The sequence below is a fragment of the Actinoplanes sichuanensis genome, assembly GCF_033097365.1.
GTDB classification, from domain to species: domain Bacteria; phylum Actinomycetota; class Actinomycetes; order Mycobacteriales; family Micromonosporaceae; genus Actinoplanes; species Actinoplanes sichuanensis.
Map to the genome: position 1 here is coordinate 5,263,613 of NZ_AP028461.1, position 24,613 is coordinate 5,288,225.

A 24,613-nucleotide genomic window follows, 5' to 3' on the forward strand; every position below is an offset into this window, starting at 1 on the left:
GAGCCCGGTTCTGCCAGCAGCAGAGGAACACCCCGTCAGGGCAATGAGAGAAGTGCTCACGTTCCTCAGGAAGGATGGTTTCCGTTTTCGCCCGAAGGGCATCATGAGCGCCATGAGCCCGTTACGGATGCTTGCGCTGCCGGCGCACACCCGGACCGAGGTCATCTGGCGACTCGAGAGTGACAAGGGTCTGCGTTCGATCCGCGAGGATCTGCTCCACCATCTGGCCTCGACCCGCGGAGAGGATCCGGCGGCGATCACCACGGCGCAGACCATCGGTCTGGTCATGACCGAATTGGCGGGCAACGCACTGCGACACGGAAAACCTCCCGTTCTGGTACGGCTACTCAGCGACGACGACTGCCACCTCCTCCTCGACGTCAGCGACCGTGCCATCGACCGCATCCCGCGACAGCCCGGACCGCAGCAGAGTCTCAGTGCCGGTGGTCGCGGTCTGCGCATCGCCCTCTCGGTTGCTCAGGCGGTCTGCTGGTACGTCGACGGGGACGTCAAACACGTCTGGGCGACCTTTCCCCGCCAGGGCGGGCGTTGAACGCCGGCCACCGGTAGGCCGCACGTCGTACCCCTGTGCTAAAAAATGCAGGGTGACCTCCCCCGCGTACACCATCACCCACGAGCGGACACCCACCGGCGCCCTGCGGGTGATATTGACCGGCGACTTCGACATGAGCATCGGCGACGCTCTCTCCACCAGCCTCCTGGAGGCCGCCCACCGACCGGAGATCACCCACATCGTCGTCGATCTGGAGCACACCCGGTTCATCGACTCGCACATCGTCGCGAGCCTCGTCACCGGCTATCGGGCGGCCCTCACGGCGAAGCGCGGCTTCACGGTCGTCAACGGCCACGGCACCGTCCAGCAGGTCCTGGACGTCACCGGTCTGTCCGAGGTCCTGTGCACCTGACGACAAACGGTCCCTCTCGTGGTGGAGAAGGACCGCGCGTGTCGGGATTTCGGGGTGTCAGTCGTGTCAGGTGGCGTCGGTCGGCTGCCGGCACTCGTGGTCGCGGTTGAGACGAAGGGCTTCTTCGAGCTGGTCTTCGAGGACGATGATCCGGCAGGCGGCCTCCAGGGCGGTGCCCTGGTCGACCATCTCCCGGGCCCGCGCGGCCAGCCGTAACTGGTAGCGGGAGTAGCGGCGGTGTCCGCCGCCGGACCGGAACGGGATGATCAGTTTTTCCTCGTCGAGCCGGCGTAGGAAGTCCTGCGAGGCGCCGACGATCTCGGCGGCGCGGCCCATGGTGTAGGCGGGGTAGTCGTCGTCGTTGAGCATATCGTCGGATTGGGCCATACATTCCTCGTCATGAACGAGGGCCCCGGCGCGGATGCGCCGGGGCCCAGGGCTACGGGTTCGATACACCATCTACCGACAGGTTCGTCGGGTTCTCTTTTCCACACAGCTCTGCCATGTACTGCAGCGAGTGTGAGGATCGCGTAAGCGTGACCGGAGACCACCTCACTTTCGATGGGACTACGGTGTCCGCCACAGAACTGGCACTACGTCCTGACGGCGGGCGATCCAACGGCGCCAAACCCTCCCTTTCCTCTACTTTCAACTTCCGGTGGCACTACCCCCCGGTGTCGGAGCCCCACGCGACTTCATGGCCCCACACACGTACGGCGGATCTCTTGCATTGCCCTGACCTGGAATTACGTCAAGGTCTTGTCGTGCACCTACCTGTTGCGTGCGGCGATCTGTCTCCACCGCGCAGGCCGGGCGAGCCACGAGAAACTTCCGGGCCCTGCTTGACGCTCGGCCTTGTCTCGTCTGCGTCTTCTACAGATCTCTGTCGTCAACGGAAGCTACGTTACCCAGACCAACCAAGAATGTCTAGTCTCCAGAGACCAGATTTTCTGGGCCCGACCAGAGCCCTCTCGCCGGCCGTCGCCGGCGCACCGCCGAGCTGCGCGTCGTCGTTCAGGCAGGACGGCGGCCGCAGTCGCACGGTTGCCGTCCCGGCTCATGTCCGTTCGCCAGGGCCTGGCTCAGGCAGCCCAGCAGTTCCGCCGGCCGGAACGGCTTCGGCAGCAGCGCCGTGGCCGCCACCTCCTGCGGCCGCCGGTCGCCGGGCATCAGACTGCCGCTGACCAGGATCACCGGCAGGCAGGCACGGTCCCTGTCCGCTCGGATGCATCGGCACAACTCAAGGCCGGACATCACCGGCATGTCGATGTCGGTCACCACGGCCTCCACACCGGGGCGGGCCAGAACCTCCTGCAACGCATCCGCGCCGTTGTCCGTCTCCACCACGGTGTGGCCGTCGCGCCGGAGGAGGCGCAGAAGCACATCGCGGATGTCACGATCATCCTCAGCCACGACAAGCAGTGCCACGGTGCCCTCCCCTGGGACCTGCCCTGTGCCGAGTCGGCCGACCCGGCATCGCATGCCGGTTCGACCGCTTCGCTGGACCGCTTAGCGCCTTTCGCCGCCGAACAGCGCCGACGGGCGGAACCGTGACCGACGACACCCTCCGCAGGCGCGAACGGTTGCCGTGGATCGGCCTCCCGGCGCAGCGGGTCGGACGGGTACCCCACGACGGCGCTATCGCGCGTACGCGAATGATCCCTTGCCGTTTGCCTTGGCCTCGTACATCGCGGCGTCGGCCTGCCGCAGCAGCTGGTCCGGATCATGGAGCGCATCGGCATCGACTGCGACGCCGATGCCGGCTCGGACACGCACTTCGTGGCCCGCGAGGACGCACGGCGCGTGCAGAACGTCGATCATGCGCCGGGCCAGAGTCTCCATCGGCTCGGTCAGGGGCCAGGAGAACAGGACCGCGAACTCGTCGCCGCCCAGCCTGGCGACGGTGTCGACGTCCCGGACATCGGCCGTCAAGCGAACGGCGACCTCTTTCAGAAGGAGATCACCGACGTGATGACCGAAGGTGTCGTTGACCGGCTTGAAGTCGTCGAGGTCGATGAGCATGACGGCAACCGAACGCCCGCGCTCGCGGGCCTCGGCGTATTCGTCGACGATCCGTTCGGTGAACAGGGCGCGGTTCGCCAGCCCGGTCAGACTGTCGTGGAACGCCTGATGACGCAGCGCGGCGTCCAACGCATCCCGCTCGGCGAGAGCGGTACGGAGCGCACGTTTCTGGTCGTTCAGTTCGGTCACGTCGCGGGCCACCACGACGCGGCCGATGTACCGGCCGCGGTTGTCGGTCAGATCGCTGGATCGCGCATCGAGGTCGATGGTGCGGGCGCCGATGTCGACCGTGTACTCACGGTCTTCCAGTTCACCGCTTCGCAGGAGCCGATGCGACGGCAGTTCGATCAGGTTTCGCGGAAGATCGGGTTGCATGAGCCGTACGAGGTCGGCGGCCGCCGGATCGAGGTCCAGGACCCGGCCTTCGACATCGATGACGACAATCGCGTCACTCACCCGTTCAAAGATCAAACCGCGGGCGACGGGTACGAGTTTCAGCAGTCCCTGCCGGAAAACCGCCCAGCTGGTGACGACGCCGGTGACGACGAACCCGAGGACGGCGAAGTCTCCCCCGCCACCGGAGGCGAACTGGATGAGCGTGACCGCGTTCCCGAGCACCGGGAACAGCGCGGCCCCCATCACCGTGGCGAGCTGACGCCGGTGCAGCGACGACGCCGTACGCCAGGTTCTCGCAACACCCAGCAGGGTGATGAAGATCAGGGTGTAGTTGTACAGGTCCGGTCGCTGAGGGTGCGGCAGAGCCGGCAGAACCCGAGGGCCGCGGCGCTCGTACCCGGGAATCGGGCCAGCGCCAGATTGGTCCGGGTCGTCAGATCGGTGCTGAGTGAACCGATGGCATCGGTCCCCGCCCACAGCACCAGGCCGGACATGACGACCAGCAGGGCCATGGCGGCCGGCGTCGACCGGCGGCGGTGCCACGCCAGGCAGGCGGCCACCGCCGAGATCACGGTTCCGCTCAGCGGAAAGAGGGCGTACGCCTGCCATTGCAGCATGTCGGCGAACCCTCCTCCGCGCCTCGGTGCAGTGCCGGCACCTGGCGGCTTCAGCCCACCAGCATCAATCGGCTCGATTCCGGCAGGCCTGAGAAGATCGCGGCCGGGCACGTCAGCTGAGGCCCGAACTCCCGCAGGGCTGCGGCAGCGCTCACCTGGAGGGGTCGGCCGGCTGATCATCGGCGCTGGTGATCCGGTCGCGGCCGTTCGCCTTCGACTGGTAGAGGAATAGATCGGCCTGGTGGAGCAGGTCTGTCGCCGTGCCGTGACCGTGTCGGGTGCTGGTGACACCGATGCTGGTGGTCACCGGCAGGCTACCGGTGACCGGCCGCCAGTCGTGCTCGCGGATGGCCTGGCGCAGCCGGCTCATCTGCGCGACGGCCTCGGCACCGTCGATGCCGGGCATGACGAACAGGAACTCCTCGCCGCCCAGCCGGGCCCCGAAGGCGCCGTCGAGAATCTGGGCGCGGGCGCTGATCAGGTCGGCCACCTTCTGCAGAACCCGGTCACCGGCACCGTGGGAGCACGTGTCGTTGATGCGTTTGAAGAAGTCCAGGTCCAGGACGGCAAGCGACAACGCGGTGTTCTTCTCGGCGGCCCGGTGCAGCAGCACCGGCAACTCCGCCTCGACGAAACGTCGGTTGTACAGGCCGGTGAGTGAATCACGCATGGCCATCTCCTGCGCTCGGCGTCGCGCCTGACGGGCTTCGTCGATCTCGTAGACGGCCTGCAGGACACGGGCACGCGCGTCACGTTGCCCCGAGTGCAGTCGCATCGCCGCGGCGTGGAAGTCCTGGTGCGCCAGAAACGCCTCCTCGAAACGTCTCTGGGTGGCGAGCAGCTGCGCGTACTCGCGGAGCACTTCGAGTTCCACACCGGCGAGCCCTCGTTCGGTGCAGAGAACTCGGCATCGTTGCAGGGCCATGTGCGCCTGGTCGAGCTCGCCGACGAGGCGGTACGCCTCGGCCAGGGTGACCAGACAGGAGGCGACGGAGTTCGCGTCCTCGTCCGGGCCGGTTCGGTCGATGCGGGTGTGCCGGATGAGATCGATGGCCTCGGTGTGACGGCCGGCCGCGAGCCACACCTTGGCCACGGTGTCGAGTGTGCTGTCGTCGAGTCTCACCTCGTGCCGGTGAGCCAGGGTGAGCATGCGGTCCGCGGCTCGGGTGGCCGCGGTGAGGTCGCCGGCCTGATGCTCGGTGTAGGCGAGGTTGTTCAGGATCGTCGTGTGCGCCCGGATGTCGTCGACCTCGACCGCCAGCCGCTCGGACTCCGCGTAGCGTTCCCGGGCCGAAGCGAAGTCGCCGGAGTCTCCGTAGGCGTCGGCCAGTGCCATCGTGCAGCGCAGACGCAGCATCACCGAGGGTGCCGGCATGGCGTTTACCGACTCCATCGCGCCGACGGCGTGTTGCAGCTGGCTGGTGGCGTCACCGAGCTGGGCGAACAGGGACGCCAGATGCCAGTGGCTGAGCGCCAGCAGGTGCGCGTGCCGGCGCTCGACGGCCCAGGCATGGACGTCGTGAACGATGCGGCCGGCGGCGGCGAGGTCGCCTTGCCGGCCCCGCATGTCGGCCATGATCAGCTGAGCTCGGTGGTGGAGATCCGGGCGGCCGAGGCGGCGGGCGTCGGCCTGCAGGTCACGCACCCGAAGGATCATGACGGCCGGGTCATGGTCGAGGCGCGGCTGCTCCTCGATCGACTCGATCGCCGCCGACAGGCGATTCTCATCCCGTTCCGTCGGCTCGGCCTCAGTCAGCATGGTGGCAACGTCGGACAGTCGGCACGGTTCATGACCTTTGAGGGTTGTGAGTAGCATCTCGTGGCGGTTGAGAGGCGTAAGGAATCCGAAAGACCTCGACCGGGGAGTACGGGTGAGGCCGCTCGGTAACGTGGCGGGAATGGGACATCGGGTGCTGGTGGTCGACGACGACCCCACGGTCAGTGACGTGGTCCGGCGCTATCTGGAGCAGGCCGGCTGTGAGGTCGAGCTGGCCGCCGACGGTGCCGACGGTCTGGCCGCGGTCGCCGCGCGCCGGCCCGACCTGGTGGTCCTGGATCTGATGATGCCCGGCATCGACGGCCTCGAGGTGTGCCGCCGGCTGCGGCGCCAACTGCCGGAGCTACCGGTCGTGATGCTCACCGCGCTCGGCGAGGAGGCCGACCGGGTCCTCGGGCTGGAGGTCGGCGCCGACGACTACGTGACCAAGCCGTTCTCGCCCCGTGAGCTGGTGCTGCGGATCCGCTCGGTGCTGCGCCGCACCTCCGGCACGGGCGGTCCGCCGGCCGAGCCGACGATGATCACCGACGCGGAGTTGACCGTCGACACGGCACGCCGGATCGCGGAGACCGGCGGCATGCCGCTGGCGCTGACCGTGCGGGAGTTCGACCTGCTGATCTTCCTGATGCGCCACCCGGGCCGGGTCTGGTCGCGCACCGATCTGCTGGAGAAGGTCTGGGGCTGGCAGTTCGGCGACCAGTCGACGGTGACCGTGCACGTGCGGCGCCTGCGGGAGAAGATCGAGAAGGATCCGGCCGCCCCGAACCGCATCCGCACCGTCTGGGGTGTCGGCTACCGGTACGACCCGCTCGACGGGGGCGCCGCCGCGTGAAGGACACCCTGCTCATCGGGCTGTACGCGCTGCTCGCCGGCGGTGTCGTCGGGTTGGCCGGCGCGGGGGCGCTGAAGCTGATGCGCGGCCGGTCGATCCTGGTGCACGTGCTGGTGCTGATCGCGGTCACCGTGCTGGCCGTGGTCGCCGGTGTCGCCACGGTCGCCCAGGCCATGTTCCTGTCCGCGCACGACCTGTGGGTCGTGCTGGTCACGGTGACCGCGTCCGCGCTGATCAGCCTGGGGGTGGGTGCGGTCTTCGGCAGTCGGCTGGCCGCCGCCGCGGTGTGGGCGCAGGCGGCCCGCGACCGGGAACGCCATTTGGAGGCGGGGCGCCGGGAGCTGGTCGCCTGGGTGTCGCACGATCTGCGGACCCCGCTGGCCGGGCTGCGGGCGATGGCCGAGGCGCTGGAGGACGGCATCATCGCCGACCAGGCCACCGTCGACGAGTATCACCGGCGTATCCGGGTCGAGACCGACCGGATGACCCAGCTCGTCGACGACCTGTTCGAGCTGTCCCGCATCAACGCCGGTGCGCTGCGGCTGATGCCGACGACCGTACCGCTGGGCGAGGTGGTGTCCGACGCGCTGGCCGGTGTCGCGCCGCTGGCCGCCCGCCGCCGCATCCATCTGGTGGCCGCCGACAGCGGCTGGCCGGTCGTGCGGGGCGGGGAGCGGGAGCTCGCCCGGATCGTCAGCAACCTGCTGATCAACTCGGTGCGGTACACCCCGGAGGACGGCACCGTCCAGATCGCCGCCGGCCAGGAGCACGGTCACGTGTGGCTGACCGTCTCCGACACGTGCGGTGGCATCCCGGAGCCCGACCTGACGCGGGTCTTCGATGTCGCGTTCCGCGGTGAACGCGCCCGCACCCCGGCCGCGGCCGGGACCGGCGCCGGCGGGGGTCTCGGTCTGGCGATCGTGCGTGGCCTGGTCGAGGCGCACGGCGGCCGGGTGGGCGTCCGCAACATCGGTCACGGCTGCCGTTTCGAGGTACAGCTACCCGCTTGAAACGATCGTTTCCGATCACATGCGTCCGGCTCCGATCGTTTGTGCTCGTTCGAGCATTGACGTGCGTTGTTGTGAGCGGTTTACTCCCGTAACAGGTTCGTCACCGAAGTGATCTGGCCCGGGAGTCGCGATGAGACGGTGGATGGCAGGCTGCGCCGCGATGACGGCGGCACTGGCGTGGACGCTGACGGTGGCGCCACAACCGGCGGCCGCCGCGGACGACCCGGTCGACGTGGTCGTCGACGGCCTCGACGTCCGTCCGGACAACGTGAACGGCCTGCCCTACAAGGGGCTCGGCCTGATCAGCGCCAACAGCACCAGCAACCTGCTGATGGACTACAAGGCCGAGCAGCCCGACCGCTACCGGCAGATGATCGACGTGCTGTTCGGTGGTGACCACCCGCTGATCAACCACGTCAAGGTGGAGATGGGCTCGGACACCAACAACTCCACCGGCGCCGACGCCGCGACCATGCGCACCGCCACCGAGCTCGCCGACGCCACCCGCTCCCCCGGCTTCCAGCTCGCCGCCGACGCCAAGGCCGTCAACCCTCGGCTGAAGGTGTCGATCCTGCGCTGGACCATGCCCTACTGGGTGCAGACCGCATGGAGCGCCGGTACCGGCCGGGACGAGATGTACAAGTGGTACAAGGAGACCATTCTCGACGCGTACCAGAAGTACGGCTACATGGTCGACTACGTCAATCCGGACACCAACGAGACCGGCACCCCGGACATCGGATTCATCAAGTACTGGAAGAACGCCGTCGTCACCGACACCGACTTCGCCGACCCCCGGTACGGCATCCCCGCCGAACAGCAGGCAGCGGTCGCCGACGCGTACCACAAGATCAAGATTGTCGCCTCGGACGAGAACCAGACCAAGAACATCGGACCGGCGCTGCTCGACGACCCGGCCCTGTTCGAGATCGTCGACGCGGTCGGGTACCACTACAACACCGACGACCGCTACGACGGCGCCACCACGAGCAACACCTATGAGCCGTACACGAAGCTGGCGACCGTCCGCGACAAGGAGGTCTGGTACAGCGAAGGCGTCGGCTCGTTCGGGTTCACCGACTACCGGGTCAACAACAACGAGGGCCCCGGCGGCGCGAGCACCGGCATCGGCGGCCTGCAGAGCGCCCTCGACCTGGCCAACCGCAGCGTCAAGGGCTACCACCGGTCGAAGCGCACCCACTACATCTTCCAGCCGGCGATCGGCTCGTTCTACGAGGGCGCCCAGTACAGCCACAAGGAGCTGCTCAGCGCCCGCGACCCGTGGTCCGGCAGCATCCACTACGACGCCGCGATCCACGTGATGCAGCACTTCACCAGGTTCGCCACCACCGGCTGGGAGAACGACACCAACACCGCCGGCATCTGGCGCACCGTCCCCGAGGCCAGCTACAGCGGGGTCAGCGGCACCGAGAACATCGACGGCTCCAACGGCGCGGCCAGCTACCTGACCCTCGCCGCGCCGGACCGCACCGACTTCTCCACCATCGCCGTCAACGACAGTGACCTCACCAAGACCTACCGCCTCAAGGCCGAGAACATGAACCTCGGCGCCGAACCCACCGTCCAGGTCTGGGAGACCCGCGCCGCCCACTACATGCGCAAGGTCGACACCCTGCAGCCGGACGGCGACGGCCACTACGTCTATCAGGTGCCGCCACGGTCGATCGTCACCTTCACCACCCTCGACACCGCCGCCGCGCAACCACTGCCCGAGACGCGGCCGCGCACGGTCCTGGACACCGACGACACCGGCAAGACCCACGACACCCGAGACCAGATGTTGTACGCCGACGACTTCGCCTACGCCCAGGAGGCCCCGTCGTACCTGGCCTCGCGCGGCGGTGAACCGCGCTACCTGGTCGACCAGACCGGCGCCTGGCAGGGCGACGGCGGCGTCCTGTACCAGCTGATGGACCAGTCGATGAAGGACACCGCCGCCTGGAACCGCACCACCCCCAACACCCTGGTCGGCGACTTCCGCTGGCAGAACTACCGGGCGAGCGTCGACGTGCTCCCCGACCCGGCCGGCGGCACCGCCGGAATCGGAGTGCGCCAGCAGACCGGCATGACCGCCGACAGCGCCGCCTACCTGCTGCGCGTCAACCGAGCGGGCGCCTGGACCTTCGCCCGGCACGGCACCACCATCGCCGCCGGCACCGGGACCGCCGCCGACTCCCACCACCTCACGATCGAGGCCCGGGGCGCGACCATCACCGCGTTCGTCGACGGCACCCGGGTGCACACCTACGTCGACCCGGCACCCGAACTCGCCGGACGCGTCAACCTGTCCAGCGACTTCTACCGCACCGGGTTCGACAATCTCAAGATCGAGAAGATCAAGGGCTTCTCGCCGTACGCCGAAACGCTCGTCGACAACATGGACGGCGCGCTGGCGTACACCGGCACGTGGAGTCACAAAGCCGCGGCCGGTGACGCGATGGACTGGCACCGGTCGACGTCCACCAGCAGCGCCGCCGGCTCCACCGTCACCGTCGGATTCACCGGCACCGGCCTCGACCTGATCGGCGGCAACACCGGCACCGCCACCCTCGACGTCACCGTCGACGGCGTACCCCTGGCCGCCGCCACACCCACCCGCAGCACCGGCAAGCGGCAGGCGACGTACACCCTGCGGGGTCTCGCCGACGGCCCGCACACCGCGACGTTCACGCTGCGCGGGGGCACGCTGGTCCTCGACGCCGTCACCGCGATCTCCGGCGCCGTCGACGGACCCGTCTCCACCACCCCGATCCGCGACGCCCTGACCGCCGTCGGCGACCCGGTCGAAGCCGACTGGTCACCGCAGACCTGGGCGGTGTTCGCCGCCACCCGCGAGCAGGCCCGGACCGCGCTGCCCGGCCTGCCCGGCCTGGACACCGTCGGCGTCACCCAGATCGCGGCCCGGCTCACCGCCGCCGCGGACAACCTGCGGCCCGCCGACGTCACCGACACCCGCCGCGACCTCGGCCTCGCCGGAGCCGTCCGGACCAGCGGAAACCTGCCCGCCACGGTCACCATCGACGGCCAGGCGTACGAGGTCACCTGGACCCCGGCCAGCCGCGCCACCACCCGCACCGCCTACACCACGGTGTCTGTCGAGGGCTGGACGAACGACGCCTACGTCGACGGCCGCAAACAGGCGTTCACCGCCCGCTACGAGGTGGTCCCGCCGTCGCTCGCCTACTACATCGACTCGGGGCTGGCCGCCGGGCAGAGTTCACCCCAGTTCCAGGCGGTCGCCGGGTCCGTCCCCGAACTGCGCAACGGCACCGCCGACCAGATTTCGGCAACCGCCGACACCTGGGGATACGTCAACGACGGCATCACCGTCAAGGGCGGCACCGACCCGGCCGACAAGTTCTCCACCGGCTCCTGGGCGGGCAGCAACAAGACGATCCGCTACCGGCTGCCGCTCGAACCCGGCGACTACGTGCTGACCGCCGGATTCACCGAGTGGTGGGCACAGACCCGGCCGATGTCTCAGACCGTCACGGTCGGCGGCACCACGGTGACCGGCACCCCGATCAGTCTCTCCTCCGGCAGCACCCGGGCCACCGGAACCGTGCCGTTCACCGTCACCACCCCGACGGTCGTCACCTACACCGTCGCCAAGACCGGCTCCCAGGACCCGGTGATCAGCTGGCTCGCCGTCGCCCGCCGCACCGTCGCCGTCAGCGGCCCGGCCGAGGTCACCCCCGGCGACCGGATCACCCTGTCGGCCGTCTCCTCCCCCGTGCCCGACCAGGCGGTCACCTGGCAGTCGTCGGACCCCACCGTCGCCACCGTCTCCGCCGACGGTGTGGTCACCGGCGCCGACTACGGAACCGTGACCATCACAGCCACCGCGACCGCGCTGACCTCCGGAACGCACCAGGTCACCGTGGTGCCGGCGGCCTGGTCGGCGGAGACGGTCTACGTCACCGGCAATCGGGTCCGGCAGGACGGCCGCGACCACGTCGCCCAGTGGTGGACCCGGGGACAGAAACCGGGAACCTCGCCATGGGGTGCCTGGGCCGAGATCGGTGCCCCGGTCACCTGCGGGGACGGCGTCGTCCCGGCCTGGACCACGTCGTGGATCTACACCGGCGGCGAGACCGTCCACCACGACGGGCACCGGTGGCAGGCGAAGTGGTGGACCCGCAATCAGGAACCCGGCGCACCGTACGGCCCCTGGCAGGACGCGGGCGTCTGCTGAACGTGACCGGGGCCACCGCACCGACCCCCCTTAACCGGTGCTTTACATCGATTCGACCAGGATCGCGCGGTGCGGTACGCGAAGATTGTTCGTTCGATGGCGGCGGCCGGGGTGGTCACCCTGCTGGCCGCCTGCTCGGCGGACCCGGCGCACCCGTCGCCCTCCGGATCACCCGTCCTCGAATCCGCGCCCGCCGCGGTCTCCCCGGCTCCCTCCGGGCCGGACCCGGCACAGATCCTCGCGGCCCGGCGGGCGCGATACGGCATCCCGAACTTCGCGCCCGCCCCAACACCGCAGCCGATCACGCTGCCCGAGGGTGACTCGGTGCAATACCTGCACCGCATTCCGACCGACCAGAAGGTCGCGTTCCTGACCATCGACGACGGTTACCTCAAACTGCCCGAGGGCCAGGAACTCGTCGCCGCCGCCGGTGTGCCGGTCACCCTGTTCCTCACCACCGACGCCGTCCGTGACGATCCGGCCTACTTCCGGCCGATGATCGACGCCGGCGCGGTCGTCGAAGCGCACACGGTCACCCACGCCGGGCTGCGCGGGAAGTCCTACGAGTTCCAGAAACGCGAGATCTGCGACTCGGCCGATGAACTGGGCGAGTGGTTCGTCCGGCGGCCCACCCTGTTCCGGCCGCCGTACGGCGAGAAGGACGACACCACCCTCCGCGCCGCCAAGGACTGCGGGATGACCGCGGCCTTCATGTGGACCGAGACCGTGCACAAGGGCAAGGTCCGCTACCAGGAGGGCAAGCCGGTCAAGCCGGGCGACATCCTCCTGATGCACTTCCGTGAGGCGTTCCGCGACGACTTCATCGGCGCGCTCAAGGCCATCCATCGAGCGGGGCTCACCCCGGCACTGCTCGAGGACTACATGCCGGCCCGGCCCCCGGTGGGCACGCCGTCGGCTCCGACCGTCACCCGATGACGGCCACCATCGCGATCGAGACGAGGAGTCCGGGGCGGTCGACCCCGATTCTGCTCACGCAACGCGGTGGGCGTACCGCCGGAAAGAATTCGTCGAAGACGTCGATGAGTGCGTCGGCGTCCTCGGACCGCAGCAGCAGCGTGTGGACCATGACGACGTCGGTCAGGGTGGCGCCGGCGGCGGCCAGGATGGCCTGGCAGTTGCGCAGCGCCTGACGGGCCTGCTCCTCGACGGTCTCGCCGGCGAGCCGGCCGGTCTTGACGTCCATGCCGATGGTGCCCGCGACGTAGACCGTGTCGCCGGCCCGCACCGCCTGGCTGTAGGCCGGGAACGACGGCGCGTCCGGGGTGAAGATGACTTCCTTGGGCATCACGCACTCCTCAGGTCCTCCGGCACGGTGCCGCCGGGCCGGTGCCACGCCCGGTCTCCGGCCGATCCGCTCACCCTGCCGCCGGACCGTGTGAGCCGGCATGTGACCGCTGTCGGATGGGCGGCGGCGCGGCCGGGGCGGACGGTCCACAATGGCGCCGTGGCCGCGATCATCCAGCTGCTCGGGCGCCCCGGCATTCACCGTCCCCACCACGAGACCGGCCGGCTGCGGGGCCGTAAGACGTGGGCGCTGCTGGCCGCTCTGGCGCTGCGGGGCCATCCGACGACCCGGCGCGCCCTGGCCGAGCTGCTGTTCCCGGCGGCCGACGACCCGGCCGCCGCCCTGCGCTGGGCGCTGTCCGAACTGCGCCGGGGGCTCGGCGGTGACGCAGTGGTCGGCGGCGACCCGGTGACACTCGATCTGTCGCCGGGCACGTTCGTCGACGCTCAGCTGATGCTGTCCGGGCAGCCCCCGGCCGACGACGATGCCGGGGAACTGCTGGCCGGTCTGGTCCTTCCAGACTGCCCGGAGTTCGAGCTGTGGTTGTCCCACCAGCGCGAACGGGTATCGCTGGCAACACAGGCGGCGTTGCGCTCGGCGGTCACCGCCGAGCTGGGCGCGCGACGGCCGGCCGAGGCGGTGCGGCTGGCCCGGCGGCTGGTTCAGCTGGCGCCTCTGACCGAGCGGCATCAGGAGCTGCTGGTCGGCAGCCTGGCGGCGGCCGGTGACCGGGTCGGGGCGAGGGCCGCCGCCGACGCCTGCACCCGGCGCTTCGAGAGCGAACTCGGCGTTCGGCCGTCACCCCGGGTTGCCCAGGCGGTACGGGCGCCCGCCGCCGGTCTGACCCTGTTGCCGGACGGCCGGCGATTGAAGGCCCGGCTGGAGATCGAAGCGGGCAAGGTGCTGGCCGCGGCCGGTGCGGCCGCCGACGGTCTGGAACGGCTCCGGTCGGCGGTACGGCTCGCCGACGACCTCGATGATCAGGTGATCCGGGGCGAGGCGAACGCGGCCCTGGGCACGACCGTGGTGCACACGGTGGCGCTGACCGCCCCGGAAGGGGTGACGGCGCTACGCCGGGCCCGCGACCTGGCCCGGGCTTCCGGCGACCGGTCGACGGCGGCGAGCGCGGGCCGGGAGCTGGCCTTCGTCGCGACCGGTGCCCGCCGTGGAGCCGGCGCACTGCTCCGGCAGGCCCGAGAGCTCGCCTACGGCGACGACGCGAAACTGGCCGCGACGCTGGGAGTGGAGGCGATCGCGCTCGTCGACAGCGGCCGCCACGAAGCGGGGGTGCGCCGCTTCCAGCGGGCGATCGATCTGGCCGAACAGGCCGGTGAACCGCGCAAGGCGGCGCTGTCGCTGACCAATCTGGCGCGCGCGCATCTGACCGCCGGTGATCCGGCCGCCGCGCGGGTCTGCGTGGACCGGGCGCAGACGCTCGTCGCCGAGCAGCGGTGGACGGCGTTCCTGCCGTTCCCCCAGGCGGTGTCGGCCGAGTTGGACCTGTTGGAGGGCCGGGTCGACAGCGCCGGGGAGCTGCTGGCCTGTGCCTGGACGGCGGCCGTGCAGCTGGCCGACCCGTGCTGGCTGGCCATCACCGGGCGAGGGCTGGGGCTGCTGGCGGCCCGGCAGGGCGACGTGACCGCGGCGATGCAGTGGCTGGACAGCGCGTACCACCGGACCGGTGCCGGGCTACCGCAGGTGTGCCGGTGGATCGACGCGGCCACCATCGACACGATCTGCGAGGTGGCGACGGCGCACCGGCTGCCCCGGGCGGCGGCGAGCGTAGCCGAACTGGAGGCCCTCGCCGTCCGCGCGCGGATGCCCCGGTATGCGGCCCGGGCGCACCACCATCGAAAACTCTTGACCGGTAAAGAGAGCGGGGCTACTGTACCGGTATAGAGACCTGAAGGAGCCCATCGTGAACCTGCCCGTCGCAGTCATCATCGCCGTCGACGCCACCCGCGAGCAGATCGGCAGCGCCCGGCCGGACGCGCCGGTCGTCGCACACATCGAGCGACCCCGCCGCACCCGAACCCTCCGCGCCTTCCGCGCCGGGCTGGCCGACAGCCTGATCCGCGCCGCCCACGTCATCGCCCCGACGTGAGCGCCTGCTCCGGTGCCGCCCGCTTCTCCCCGGCCCGAAACGACCGCCCGGTCCGCCACCGGCCGGGGTGACGGAGCTATCGTGGCCGCTGACGGCGAATCGGCAGCGAACAGGACCGGCGGTGACGTGGCGACACGGGTGACATTGCAGACGATCGCCGACCGGGTCGGCGTCAGCCGCATGACCGTCTCCAACGCCTTCTCCAAGCCCGACCAGTTGTCGGCCGCGCTGCGCTCACGCATCCTGGCCGCCGCCGACGAACTCGGCTACGCCGGCCCCGACCCGACGGCCCGCGCCCTGGCCAAAGGCACCACCGGCACCATCGGCATCGTGCTGACCTCGTCGCTGCAGTACGCGTTCACCGACCACATCGCCACCAGCTTCCTCGGCGCCATCGCCGGGCAGCTCGCACCCACCGGCCTGGCCATCACCCTGCTCACCTCGGCCGACAGCGGCGCCATCGTCCCGGCCCGCGACCTGGCCATGGACGGCGCGCTGATCTACTCCTGCGACCCGACGTCCTCGGTCGTCGACGTGCTGGCCCGACGCAGACTGCCGCTGGTCTACGTCGACCAGGACCCGGCGCCCGACATCTCCAGCGTCAACGTCGACGACCGCACCGGCGCCCGAGCCGCCGCCCAACACCTGATCGACCTCGGCCACCGCCGCATCGGCCTGCTGCTGTCCGGCCTGCACGGCCCACACGGCGTGGTCGACCCCGACGTGCGACCCCTCGACGGCCACGCCTCCCGGCAGCGTCTTCAGGGCTGGCAGGACGCCCTGCGCCCGGCCGGCATCACCCCGCAGGCGGTCCGCCAGAACGGCACCGGCCTCGAAGCGGCCCGCGACGGCGCCCGCCTGCTACTCGACCGCCCCGACCGCCCCACCGCGATCCTCTGCTTCTCCGACGTCGTCGCCCACGGCGCGCTCCAGGTCGCCGCCGAACTCGGCATCCAGGTCCCCCGCGACCTGTCGCTGGTCGGTTTCGACGACAACCCGATCGCCGTCCAGGTCCAGCCCGCCCTCACCACCGTCCACCAGGACGTCGAGGCGAAGGGCCGCGCGGCCGCCGACGCACTCACCGCGGCCATCGCGGCGACCCGCACCTCCGGCACCCTCACCGCCCGCCACGTGCTGCTCCCCACCGGTCTGGTGGTCCGCGACAGCACCGCCGCCCCCTCCAGCGGCACGCCGTAGGCCGCCGACCCGGACACCAGAGCCGGAGAGCCCGGGAACAAGCGGCGACCCCACCCAGGTGGCGACCGATTCGGTGAGGGTTGCCGGCCGGGCCCTCCCGGATGGGAGTGGAGCCATGACGACGACCTCGCCCCCTCCTAAGCCGCAAGGTTGTCGTCGTCGGCCGTGAGGCTGGACGCACGTTCGCTCGCGTAGGGAATCCACACAAACCAGGGAGCGAAAGGGACAAATGCTGCGCCACGCGTCGCCGTCAGGACGCTTTCGAACAGCACCAGACCCGGCAAGGTTCCGGCCTCAAGTAGGTCGGCACACTCGCGCTCCAGCTCCGCCAGGTCGACCGATGCGTATGGATCCCATCCGACTCGGGCAGCCCGATAACCGCTGAATTCGCGGAGCAACCCATACAACTGACTGCCGAGGTCAGTCAACTCTGCGGCCGACAGCCGCACCGGCTCGTGCCCGCGATCCAATGGCAAACCCCGGCCGACGCCGATCGGCAGAATGCTCATCAACAGGTACGGCACGCCATCGACATCAGCGTCCCAGTCGAGCTGAGGTGGGTGTAGAACGACTTCTCGGTGCCCGACAGCGAATGATCCCGAACCGAGAACATGATCGCGTGCCGACCATGCCGCTGCTTCGTCAACCCCGAAGTTCACCACCAGCCCGAACGCGATCCCCATGCCACCCTTGATACCGGGAAAGGTCCGCCCGCGCGAGGTCCCAGCCCGGCCACGACAACGCTCAAGTAGCCGCCTAACGCACGATCGCCGACCATGTCAGCGCCCTGCGGCTAATTCTCGGAAGCTTCGATGACGCCTTGGCGCTCATCACCGGTGTCGAAGAACGCGTCGAGATACGCGGCCGGTTCCAGACGGCTGTCGCGGAGCAGGGAGAACAGCTCGGCGCCGTGGCCGGGTTCGTCGGCCAGGGTGTAGACCTGCGCCAAGCCGAGATATTCACCGCCCACGTCGACGGCGTACTCGCCGGCTTCCGCCTCGGCCAAGATCACCGCCTCCTCGGGTGAGGATGCGCGCCAGAGCGTTATCCGTTCCTCGTACGTCGCGGGCGGTTGCGCGTCAAGCCGGAACAGGCACCGGACCGACGCCATCGCCCCGCGCGGTGGTGGCGGTGGCCGACGCTAGTCACGGCGTTCGAGGGCGGCGCGGAACCGGCGGTAGCTCGGCTCGCCGATGAACCGCCAGACCAGCCCGACCGGTCCCGGAAAATGTTTGCGCAGCCAGGACCGGCCGCCGTCGGGCTGTGCCGAGATGATCGCGCCGACCATGTTCCAGCCCTGGCCCTTCGGGGTGGCCTTCCGGCCGTGTTCGCCGAACCACTCCATCTCCTTCTGGGTGACCACGTGCTCGATGGCGGGGACGATGTTGGCCTCCTCGTCCGGGAAGTGTGCGGCCAGCGCAGCCGAGACCCCGCGCAGGGCGACCCGGATCCGTTCGGCGTCGGCCGCCCGGGCACCGGCGCGCCAGGCCGGGATCGCCCGGTCCAGGCCCTGCAGATGCCCGAGCATCTCAGCGTGCTGCACCTTCATCCGTTCCACGTGTAGGAAGCAGGCGGGTGCCCGGGTGTCGATCATGTCCCAGAGGCGGGCGTCCTCGCCCTCGTGGTGGGCGTGCAGCGCGTTCGAGATCAGGTTCAGCTGGACGGCGACGATCTCGGCATGGGCGGTGTCGCCGTCCCGGACGCCGTCGACCAACCCGGCCGCCTCGTCGAATCCGTTCTGCAGGGTGCGGTGGATCTCGAACATCCCGCTCGCGTCGCAGGTCTTGGGACCCGGGAAGGACGGCCGGCCGGTGGAAGGAGTCGAACTCATGCCCGCATGATCACCCGGTGCCGTTGCAATCGGACTGCAACAGGCATGCAGCGCGGTCCTCAGCCGGGGCCGATCAGTGCCCTGATCTGCTGTTCGCCGAGCCGAGCGGCGGCTTCGGCGGCCTCCGCCCGGTCGACGCCGCGCAACGCGGCCGTCAGGGCCGCAGCGAGGCCCGGGCCGGTGACGTCGAGGCCACGCCGGTCGGCGCACCTGTCGGCCCCGGCCAGCACGATCGCGCCGTCCCGGGGCCGTCCGTCCAGGGCCAGCGCGAGTGCCCCGGTCCGCAGCCCGACGAGGGTGTTGCTGACGTCGTCCTCCTCGGTGAAGCAGGCCAGCGCCGGCCGCAGCACCGTGAGCGCCCGCGCCGGGTCCGGGTCGCCGACCAGCAGGGTGCGGGCCAGGCGGAGCCGGCTGAGCGCAGCCGTCCAGTTCTGGTGGGACGCGATCGCTTCCTCGGCTGCCCGGGTCAGCACTCTCCGGCCCTGTTCGACCTGCCGGTCACCGGCGAGAGCCGCGCCGAGGGCGACCGACGCGGCCGGCAGGAACCAGTCAGCGCCGATCGCGCGGGCCTGGGCCACCGCCTCGCGGGCGCTGATGACGGCCCGGCCGAAGGCGCCTTCAGCGGAGTGGAACAGCGCCGCGTAGTAGGCGGCCTGGGCCCGAAGCAGACGGATCTCATCGTCACCGGAGGCGGAGACAGAAGCGGAGGCGGAAGCGAAAGCGGAAGCAGAGGCGGAAGCGAAAGCGGAAACGGAAACGGAGACAGAGGCGGCGGAGGCCGAAGGCGCGAGCAGCTCGCCGGCGGCCCGGTGCGCTTGCCAAGCCCCGGTCCAGTCCCCCACCAGAGTGTGCAGGGTGGCCGAACAGAGCCAGGCCCGCGCCCGGTCGCTGCGGGCGGCGGCCGGTGCCGTGTCGAGGGCCGCCCGGAGCAGCGGCAACGCGATGCCGGCGTGCCCGCCGCGATGCCAGAACCATTGCAACCGCCCGGCGGTCCGCAGTGCGGCGGCCGGTGCGGCGCCGAGGTCGTGCCGGATCGCGGCCAGCAGGTTCGGCAGCTCCCGGGTGAGGGTGCGCATCGCGTGGGCGGAGTGCTCGCCGCCCACGTCCGGCGCCTGCTTTTCGACCAGCTGACGAACCCAGGCGGCGTGGGCGGCCCGGCTCGCCGACGGCTGCGGATCCTGGTCACGGCAATACGCGCGGACCATCTCCAGCAACCGGTAGCGGGCTGGGCTGATCGTCGTGTCGGCGACCACCACCGAGCGGCTGATCAGGGCCGACAGCCGCTCCAGGTCGTCGACGGCGGCCAGCGGAAAGCCGCCCTCGAACGGCCACAACCGCAACAGCAGGGCCCGGTCGGCGGGCGGCAGCGGGTCGACGCTCCAGGCGACTGCGGCTTCGAGGGTCTGGTGTGGGGTGAGCGCGCCGCGTGGGACCGGTCCCAGCGCCGGGAACCTGTCGTGCAGCGAATCCAGCAGCTCACCGGGGCCGATCGCCCGCGCCCGGGCGGCGGCCAGTTCGAGAGCGAGCGGGATGCCGCCGAGCGCGGTGGCGAGCCGGTCGAGCTGGGCGGTCTCGGTGTCGTCCGGCCGCCAGCCGGGGCGGACCGCGGTGATCCGGTCGGTGAGCAGCGCGACCGCGTCCGGTCCGGGCAGCGGGCCGATCGGCAGGAGGCGCTCGCCGTCGACCCCGAGCGGTTCCCGGCTGGTAGCCAGCACTCGCAGGCCGGGACAGCGGGCCAGCAGCGTGAGCACCAGATCGGCGACGGCGGCGGTGACGTGTTCGCAGTTGTCGAGCAGCAGCAGACCGGCGCTCTGCCCGAGGGCGGTGACGATGGCGTCGGCGGTCGTTCCGCGTACCCCCATCGCCGTCGCCGTCGCGGCCGGAACCCGGCCCGGCTCGGTGAGGTCGGCGAGCCGGACGAACCAGGGATCTTCGTCCGCGGCGAATTCGATCGCCAGCCGGGTCTTCCCGGCTCCCGCCGGTCCGACCAGGCTGACCAGGCGGTGGCCGGCCATCGCGGTCAGCGCGGCGAGTTCGGTGGTCCGGCCGAGAAACAGCGACAGCGGGCGTACGGGCGGAGACGGCCGTGCAACGAGCAGCAGCCGCGGGTCCTGGGCCAGCACCTGGCGTTCCAACGTCTGTAGAGCCGGACCGGGGTCGATGCCCAGCTCGTCGGTGAGCCGGGCGCGGACCCGGCGCAGCGCCGCCGGCGCCTCGGCCTGCCGGGCACCACGGTAGAGGGCGAGGATCAGCAGTTCCCAGCGGCGCTCCCGATAGGGGCCGGCCTCCACGGCGGCCTCCAGCTCGGCGATCACCCCGGTCGTGTCGCCGATGGCCAGGCGCGCGGCCAGGTACTCCTCGGTGGCGACGGCGTGGAGTTCGGTGAGCGCCGTCCGGGCGTACGCCTGCGGTAGGTCTTGAAAAGCCTCGCCGCGCCAGCGGCCGAGCCCCGTCTCGAAGACCCGCAGCGCCTCGCCGGGCCGTCCGTCGCCGAGAAGCTCTCGCCCGCGCCGCACCTCGTCGGTGAACCGGCCTGCGTCGGTGCCGTCGACGGTCAACCGGTAACCGTCGCCGACCCGGGTCAGCGCGTCGGCGCCGAGCCCGCGCCGCAGCCGGGAGACGTACGCCTGTAGGGAGACACCCGGGCTGGCCGGCGGCCGGTCACCCCAGACCGCGTCGGCCAGCGCATCCTCCGACACCGGGCGCCCGTCGGCCGCGAGCAGCGCGGCGATCAGCCTACGGGGCAGCGGGCCACCGAGCTCGGCGTCGGTGCCGTCCCGCTCGATCCCGGTCGGCCCGAGCACCCTGCCGATCAGCACAGCAGGAGCATACGTGCGCTGGATCCCGGTGGAGCTGTCCCATGGTTGCCGCTTCGGGCGGGACTTCAGGGTGAGCTGTGAATGTAACGTGGGCCGGGTGAGCGAGACGCCGCCCGAGGTGCCCGGCCCACCGCCGATGACCGTTCCACCGCTGCGCTACGAGCCGCCATCGGCATCCGGACCGACGGTCGCGGCCGCCGAACCGGTCGCTCCGGAGAAACCGTCACCGTCTCCTGGCTCGACTACGGCAACACGCCGACCCGTGTCGTCATCCGCTGAGACCGGCCGGGCCATGGACTGGGTGCTGGCCGAAGCACGACCGGCCGACTACGACGAGATCGTCGCGGTCGTCGACGCGTGGTGGGGGCGGCCGGTCGCCGGGTCGCTGCCCCGCCTGTTCCTCGACCACTTCCACAAGACGAGCCTGATCGCGCGGGACTCCGGCGGCGGCCTCGCCGGGTTCCTCGTCGGCGTGCTGTCGCCCTCGCGAGCCGGTCGGGCGTACATCCATTTCGTCGGTGTCTCGCCCGGTGCTCGCGGCACCGGTCTCGGCCGGTGTCTCTACCGAGAATTCTTCGCGCTTGCACGGGACGCCGGATGTGTCGGGGTCGGAGCGATCACCGCGCCCGTCAACACCGCGTCGATCGCGTTCCACCGGAGCATGGGTTTCACGGTCACCGGACCGGTCGAGGACTACGACGGGCCGGGCCGGCACATGATGGTCTTCGACCGGGCTCTCTGAGACCGCCGGCCGACCACCGATGAGTTCCGCGGACGGGTGCGGTCCAATAGCGTATGACCGAACCTGTGAAGGGCCCCGCCAGCTACTTTCCGTCGATCGAGAAGAAGTACGACCAACCGATCGAGCACTGGAAGGAGCTCATTCGCGCCTCCCCGTTGAGCCGACACGGTGAGCTGGTCACCTGGCTCAAGACCGAGCACGGCCTCGGCCACGGGCACGCGAACGCGCTGGTCGCGCACACCCTGGCCGAGGTTGAGGGCTGACCGCCGAGCCGGGCACAGACAGTGCGGCGTCGGGACGGACCCGGCGCCGCGTGGTCACGTCTACCTGGTGCCGAGTACTCCCGCCGAGCCGAGCCGGGCCCGCCCGGCACAGCCGGTGACGGTGAGCCGAACATGACGGCCGAGTCCGGTGAACTCGGTGCGCCCGCCGGTGACGTCGCGGGCCACCGTGGTCCAGTGGCGCCCGTCGGCCGACGTCTCCACCCGGTACCGGACCTGACGTGCCCCGGTGAAGACGGTCTCCACCCCGGTGATCTCACGCGGGCGGCCCAGGTCGACCCGCCACGAGGACGGGCCGGCCGGTGCCCAGCGACGGCCCTGGGCGTGGTCGGTCGGGATCTCCTCGGCGGTGTAGCGGCTGTAGTTGTAGAGCCGTTTCGCCTGTGGCAGCGGCCGTCCGGTGACCTTGGCCGACAGGTCGCAGGGCCCGCCGGCGTACAGATGAGCGTGATCGCCCATCACGTAGTCGACGACCTCGGTCCGGTCGTCGCCGCAGATGTCGCCGCGCATCATCCGGCCGTCGACCGGGAACGTCGCGATCCGCTGCCCGTCGGCGTTCCAGATACCGGCCACCTCGCCGCAGCCGCGGTTCCAGGAGAGCAGCAGGTCGGAGTATGTGCCGTCCCAGTTGTGCAGGGGTTCGAGGACGGTGCCCCAGCAGCCGAGGGTGTTGCGGTTCTCCTTCCACAGGGTCTCCCCGGTGGCCGAGACCAGGTAGAGCGCGTCCTTACCGGTGGTGGCCGTCCGGTCCACCCGGTCCAGACCGGCCACCTCCAGCCCGGGTGACGCGGGCCGGAAGTCACCGAGTCCGACCTGCTGCGCCTCCACGGCGTCGGTGTTCTGCCAGAGCAGACCGCCGTCCGACCGGTACGCGTTGGTGCTGTCCCCGCCTTTGCCGGCGCCACCGAACACGATGTCCTCGGCACCGTCACCGTCGATGTCACCGACCCCGATCGAGTCGGGATGGTCGGCCATGTCGGCGGTCCACAGCAGTTCGCCGTCCGGGGTGAGGATGTCGTATCCGGCGATCAACTCCTGCCGTCCGTCGTCGTCGAAGTCGTGCGGATAGGGCCGGTGTCCGGTGACGCCCCGGTGGGTCCAGAGCAGGTTCCCGTACTCATCGGTGGCCCAGACCTGCTCGTACCGGTCCTTGAAGACCAGGTCGGCAGGATGATCGAGCCCGCGGAAGTTCGCGATCACGATGGTGTCCCAGGCGTTGGGCCCGGGCACCGGGAACTCCCGCACGAGCGTGCCGGTCCGCCCGTCGAAGACCCGGAACAGGCCCTGCATCACGGCGAGCACCTCGTTGTCGCCGTCACCGTCGAGGTCGTAGATCTCGGCCGGGATGTCGGTCCCGTTGTTGGTGACCCGCGGGTCGGGCGTGCCGACCTGCCACATCGGTTCCCCGGTCCCGAAGTCGTAGGCGGTGAGTGCCTGCACCTGACGCCCGATGTAGGTGTCGCTGGCCAGGTAGGTGGGTTGCATGGTGACCAGGTCGAGGCGCCCGTCCCCGCTGACGTCGCCGAGCAGCAGCCGCGCGCCGGTGCCACCGGCGCTGGTGTCGATACTGGTGATCAGCTGCGGTTCGGCCGTGGCCGCCCGGGCCGGCGCCCCCGGGACGAGGGCGACGGCGGTGAGCAGGGCGACGACGGTTCTCACAGCAGGTATCCGGCGAGCGGGATGTTCTGGGTGCGCAGGGCGCCGGCCACGAGTCCGGCGATGCGCTGGGCGCCGTACGTCTCGAAGTGGGTGTGGTCGTTGCAGAAGTACTGCCCGACGAGTCCGGTCGTGTAGTCGCCGTTGTTGGGGCACAGTTTGACCGAGTTGTAGTGGTTGACGCTGAGCGTCTGCAGGTCGATGACGGGTGATCCGGTGGCGGCGCCGGCCGCGGTGGTCTGGGTGACGTAGCCGCGGTTCTTGACGGCGGTGCTGCCCGAGCAGGTGATCGCGGCGACCGCGGTGAGCAGCACCGGGTGCGCGCCGCGGGCCTTCGCGGTCTGCGCCATCATGGTCATCAGCTGCTGGTATCGGGCGGTGCCGACGTGTCGGGGGCAGGTGGTCGAGCCGTCGTTGATGCCGAACTGGATGAACAGGTAGTCACCGGCCTTGATCCCGTCGAGCACCCGCTGCCAGCGCGCCGACGGGGTGGTCGAGCTGAGCACGCATTCGCCGCCGGAGCCGATGGTCGAGGTGACGTTGCCCTCGTACAGCCAGGTCTGGATGCTGCGGCCGCCGAGGGCCAGGTTGTTGACCACGACGTCGCTGTTGAACAGCGCGTCGAACTGCGACCCCCACCCGACCGGGCAGGTCGCGGACGGGTTGGCCATGGTGGAGTCGCCGGCGAGCCAGACGGTGGTGGTCGCGGCGGCGGCCTCCGCGGCGGCCGCGGGCCGCGCGCCGCATCCGTCGAGTCCGGGTGCGATTTCGGATGCGGCTTCGGGCACGGCGAGAAGCAGCGGTACGGCCAGAGCGGTGGCGATGAGATGCCGGAGCAGGCGCATGGTTCCTCCGTGTGGGGATGCACGTCTGCCGGCCGA

The 24,613-nt window shown here is 70.5% G+C and carries 23 protein-coding genes; 11 read left to right on the forward strand and 12 right to left on the reverse strand.

The genetic code is table 11. The features are described from left to right. Positions 1-112 precede the first annotated feature (112 nt). Positions 113-553: an ATP-binding protein gene (locus Q0Z83_RS24225; protein ID WP_317796271.1), complete on the forward strand. Its 441-nt coding sequence runs from the start codon at positions 113-115 to the stop codon at positions 551-553. 52 nt (positions 554-605) lie between these two features. Continuing rightward, entirely contained in the window at positions 606-926 is a 321-nt protein-coding gene (locus Q0Z83_RS24230; RefSeq protein ID WP_317796272.1) for an STAS domain-containing protein, read from the forward strand. A 66-nt stretch (positions 927-992) separates the two neighbouring features. Here the strand turns inward: Q0Z83_RS24230 and Q0Z83_RS24235 are convergent, their stop codons facing one another. The 5 genes from Q0Z83_RS24235 to Q0Z83_RS24255 form a co-directional block, all read right to left on the reverse strand. Further along, on the reverse strand, positions 993-1,313 hold the full coding sequence (locus Q0Z83_RS24235; protein ID WP_317796273.1) for a MerR family transcriptional regulator: 321 nt from the start codon (positions 1,311-1,313) through the stop codon (positions 993-995). A 627-nt stretch (positions 1,314-1,940) separates the two neighbouring features. Further along, positions 1,941-2,354, reverse strand: coding sequence for a response regulator (locus Q0Z83_RS24240; RefSeq protein WP_317796274.1), 414 nt, complete (start codon positions 2,352-2,354; stop codon positions 1,941-1,943). 210 nt (positions 2,355-2,564) lie between these two features. Next, positions 2,565-3,749: a diguanylate cyclase domain-containing protein gene (locus Q0Z83_RS24245; protein ID WP_317797126.1), complete on the reverse strand. Its 1,185-nt coding sequence runs from the start codon at positions 3,747-3,749 to the stop codon at positions 2,565-2,567. Beyond that, complete coding sequence (locus Q0Z83_RS24250) at positions 3,665-3,961, reverse strand: hypothetical protein (RefSeq protein ID WP_317797420.1); 297 nt, start codon at positions 3,959-3,961, stop codon at positions 3,665-3,667. The genes Q0Z83_RS24245 and Q0Z83_RS24250 overlap by 85 nt, the downstream gene beginning before the upstream one ends. Before the next feature lie 151 nt (positions 3,962-4,112). Then, on the reverse strand, positions 4,113-5,720 hold the full coding sequence (locus Q0Z83_RS24255; protein ID WP_317796275.1) for a tetratricopeptide repeat-containing diguanylate cyclase: 1,608 nt from the start codon (positions 5,718-5,720) through the stop codon (positions 4,113-4,115). Between the two features lie 139 nt (positions 5,721-5,859). Between Q0Z83_RS24255 and Q0Z83_RS24260 the strand changes: the two genes are divergently transcribed. The 4 genes from Q0Z83_RS24260 to Q0Z83_RS24275 all read left to right on the forward strand — a co-directional run bounded on the left by Q0Z83_RS24260 (position 5,860) and on the right by Q0Z83_RS24275 (position 12,732). After that, on the forward strand, positions 5,860-6,570 hold the full coding sequence (locus tag Q0Z83_RS24260) for a response regulator transcription factor (protein WP_317796276.1): 711 nt from the start codon (positions 5,860-5,862) through the stop codon (positions 6,568-6,570). Further along, positions 6,567-7,580, forward strand: a complete 1,014-nt coding sequence (locus Q0Z83_RS24265) for a sensor histidine kinase (RefSeq protein ID WP_317796277.1) — start codon at positions 6,567-6,569, stop codon at positions 7,578-7,580. The genes Q0Z83_RS24260 and Q0Z83_RS24265 overlap by 4 nt, the downstream gene beginning before the upstream one ends. 130 nt (positions 7,581-7,710) lie before the next feature. Then, positions 7,711-11,796, forward strand: a complete 4,086-nt coding sequence (locus Q0Z83_RS24270; protein WP_317796278.1) for an Ig-like domain-containing protein — start codon at positions 7,711-7,713, stop codon at positions 11,794-11,796. Positions 11,797-11,865: 69 nt separating this feature from the next. Next, positions 11,866-12,732, forward strand: coding sequence for a polysaccharide deacetylase family protein (locus Q0Z83_RS24275; protein ID WP_317796279.1), 867 nt, complete (start codon positions 11,866-11,868; stop codon positions 12,730-12,732). Here Q0Z83_RS24275 and Q0Z83_RS24280 read toward each other — a convergent pair. After that, entirely contained in the window at positions 12,722-13,102 is a 381-nt protein-coding gene (locus tag Q0Z83_RS24280; protein WP_317796280.1) for a RidA family protein, read from the reverse strand. The genes Q0Z83_RS24275 and Q0Z83_RS24280 overlap by 11 nt on opposite strands. 159 nt (positions 13,103-13,261) lie before the next feature. Between Q0Z83_RS24280 and Q0Z83_RS24285 the strand changes: the two genes are divergently transcribed. From Q0Z83_RS24285 to Q0Z83_RS24295, 3 genes are all read left to right on the forward strand, one after another. Beyond that, the gene (locus tag Q0Z83_RS24285) at positions 13,262-15,001 is read left to right on the forward strand and encodes a bacterial transcriptional activator domain-containing protein (RefSeq protein ID WP_317796281.1); all 1,740 of its coding nucleotides are present in this window, start codon (positions 13,262-13,264) and stop codon (positions 14,999-15,001) included. 19 nt (positions 15,002-15,020) lie between these two features. After that, positions 15,021-15,206 (forward strand): hypothetical protein, encoded by a 186-nt coding sequence (locus Q0Z83_RS24290; protein WP_317796282.1) that lies wholly within the window; start codon positions 15,021-15,023, stop codon positions 15,204-15,206. Between the two features lie 81 nt (positions 15,207-15,287). Next, complete coding sequence (locus Q0Z83_RS24295) at positions 15,288-16,403, forward strand: LacI family DNA-binding transcriptional regulator (RefSeq protein ID WP_317796283.1); 1,116 nt, start codon at positions 15,288-15,290, stop codon at positions 16,401-16,403. Between the two features lie 137 nt (positions 16,404-16,540). Here the strand turns inward: Q0Z83_RS24295 and Q0Z83_RS24300 are convergent, their stop codons facing one another. From Q0Z83_RS24300 to Q0Z83_RS24315, 4 genes are all read right to left on the reverse strand, one after another. Beyond that, positions 16,541-17,086: a hypothetical protein gene (locus Q0Z83_RS24300; protein ID WP_317796284.1), complete on the reverse strand. Its 546-nt coding sequence runs from the start codon at positions 17,084-17,086 to the stop codon at positions 16,541-16,543. Positions 17,087-17,196: 110 nt separating this feature from the next. Next, on the reverse strand, positions 17,197-17,514 hold the full coding sequence (locus Q0Z83_RS24305; RefSeq protein WP_317796285.1) for a hypothetical protein: 318 nt from the start codon (positions 17,512-17,514) through the stop codon (positions 17,197-17,199). 30 nt (positions 17,515-17,544) lie between these two features. After that, entirely contained in the window at positions 17,545-18,234 is a 690-nt protein-coding gene (locus tag Q0Z83_RS24310) for a hemerythrin domain-containing protein (RefSeq protein ID WP_317796286.1), read from the reverse strand. Between the two features lie 59 nt (positions 18,235-18,293). After that, entirely contained in the window at positions 18,294-21,053 is a 2,760-nt protein-coding gene (locus tag Q0Z83_RS24315; RefSeq protein WP_317796287.1) for a BTAD domain-containing putative transcriptional regulator, read from the reverse strand. Positions 21,054-21,150: 97 nt separating this feature from the next. On the opposite strand from Q0Z83_RS24315, the gene Q0Z83_RS24320 reads away from it, so the two are divergent. Both Q0Z83_RS24320 and Q0Z83_RS24325 read left to right on the forward strand, forming a co-directional pair. Further along, positions 21,151-21,795, forward strand: coding sequence for a GNAT family N-acetyltransferase (locus tag Q0Z83_RS24320; RefSeq protein WP_317796288.1), 645 nt, complete (start codon positions 21,151-21,153; stop codon positions 21,793-21,795). A gap of 53 nt (positions 21,796-21,848) precedes the next feature. Next, positions 21,849-22,058, forward strand: coding sequence for a DUF4287 domain-containing protein (locus Q0Z83_RS24325; RefSeq protein ID WP_317796289.1), 210 nt, complete (start codon positions 21,849-21,851; stop codon positions 22,056-22,058). A gap of 60 nt (positions 22,059-22,118) precedes the next feature. Here Q0Z83_RS24325 and Q0Z83_RS24330 read toward each other — a convergent pair whose 3' ends face one another. Then, positions 22,119-23,735, reverse strand: coding sequence for a discoidin domain-containing protein (locus Q0Z83_RS24330; RefSeq protein WP_317796290.1), 1,617 nt, complete (start codon positions 23,733-23,735; stop codon positions 22,119-22,121). Beyond that, a complete protein-coding gene (locus Q0Z83_RS24335) occupies positions 23,732-24,577 on the reverse strand; it encodes a GDSL-type esterase/lipase family protein (protein WP_317796291.1) in 846 nt (281 codons plus the stop codon). The genes Q0Z83_RS24330 and Q0Z83_RS24335 overlap by 4 nt, the downstream gene beginning before the upstream one ends. Positions 24,578-24,613 lie beyond the last annotated feature (36 nt).

Coding starts and splice junctions, on each gene's coding strand:
- Q0Z83_RS24225 (WP_317796271.1), top strand. CDS start 113: ATGAGCCCGTTACGGATGCTTGCGCTGCCGGCGCACACCCGGACCGAG.
- Q0Z83_RS24235 (WP_317796273.1), bottom strand. CDS start 1,313: ATGGCCCAATCCGACGATATGCTCAACGACGACGACTACCCCGCCTAC.
- Q0Z83_RS24250 (WP_317797420.1), bottom strand. CDS start 3,961: ATGCTGCAATGGCAGGCGTACGCCCTCTTTCCGCTGAGCGGAACCGTG.
- Q0Z83_RS24255 (WP_317796275.1), bottom strand. CDS start 5,720: ATGCTGACTGAGGCCGAGCCGACGGAACGGGATGAGAATCGCCTGTCG.
- Q0Z83_RS24260 (WP_317796276.1), top strand. CDS start 5,860: ATGGGACATCGGGTGCTGGTGGTCGACGACGACCCCACGGTCAGTGAC.
- Q0Z83_RS24270 (WP_317796278.1), top strand. CDS start 7,711: ATGAGACGGTGGATGGCAGGCTGCGCCGCGATGACGGCGGCACTGGCG.
- Q0Z83_RS24280 (WP_317796280.1), bottom strand. CDS start 13,102: ATGCCCAAGGAAGTCATCTTCACCCCGGACGCGCCGTCGTTCCCGGCC.
- Q0Z83_RS24300 (WP_317796284.1), bottom strand. CDS start 17,086: ATGGGGATCGCGTTCGGGCTGGTGGTGAACTTCGGGGTTGACGAAGCA.
- Q0Z83_RS24305 (WP_317796285.1), bottom strand. CDS start 17,514: ATGGCGTCGGTCCGGTGCCTGTTCCGGCTTGACGCGCAACCGCCCGCG.
- Q0Z83_RS24310 (WP_317796286.1), bottom strand. CDS start 18,234: ATGAGTTCGACTCCTTCCACCGGCCGGCCGTCCTTCCCGGGTCCCAAG.
- Q0Z83_RS24325 (WP_317796289.1), top strand. CDS start 21,849: ATGACCGAACCTGTGAAGGGCCCCGCCAGCTACTTTCCGTCGATCGAG.
- Q0Z83_RS24335 (WP_317796291.1), bottom strand. CDS start 24,577: ATGCGCCTGCTCCGGCATCTCATCGCCACCGCTCTGGCCGTACCGCTG.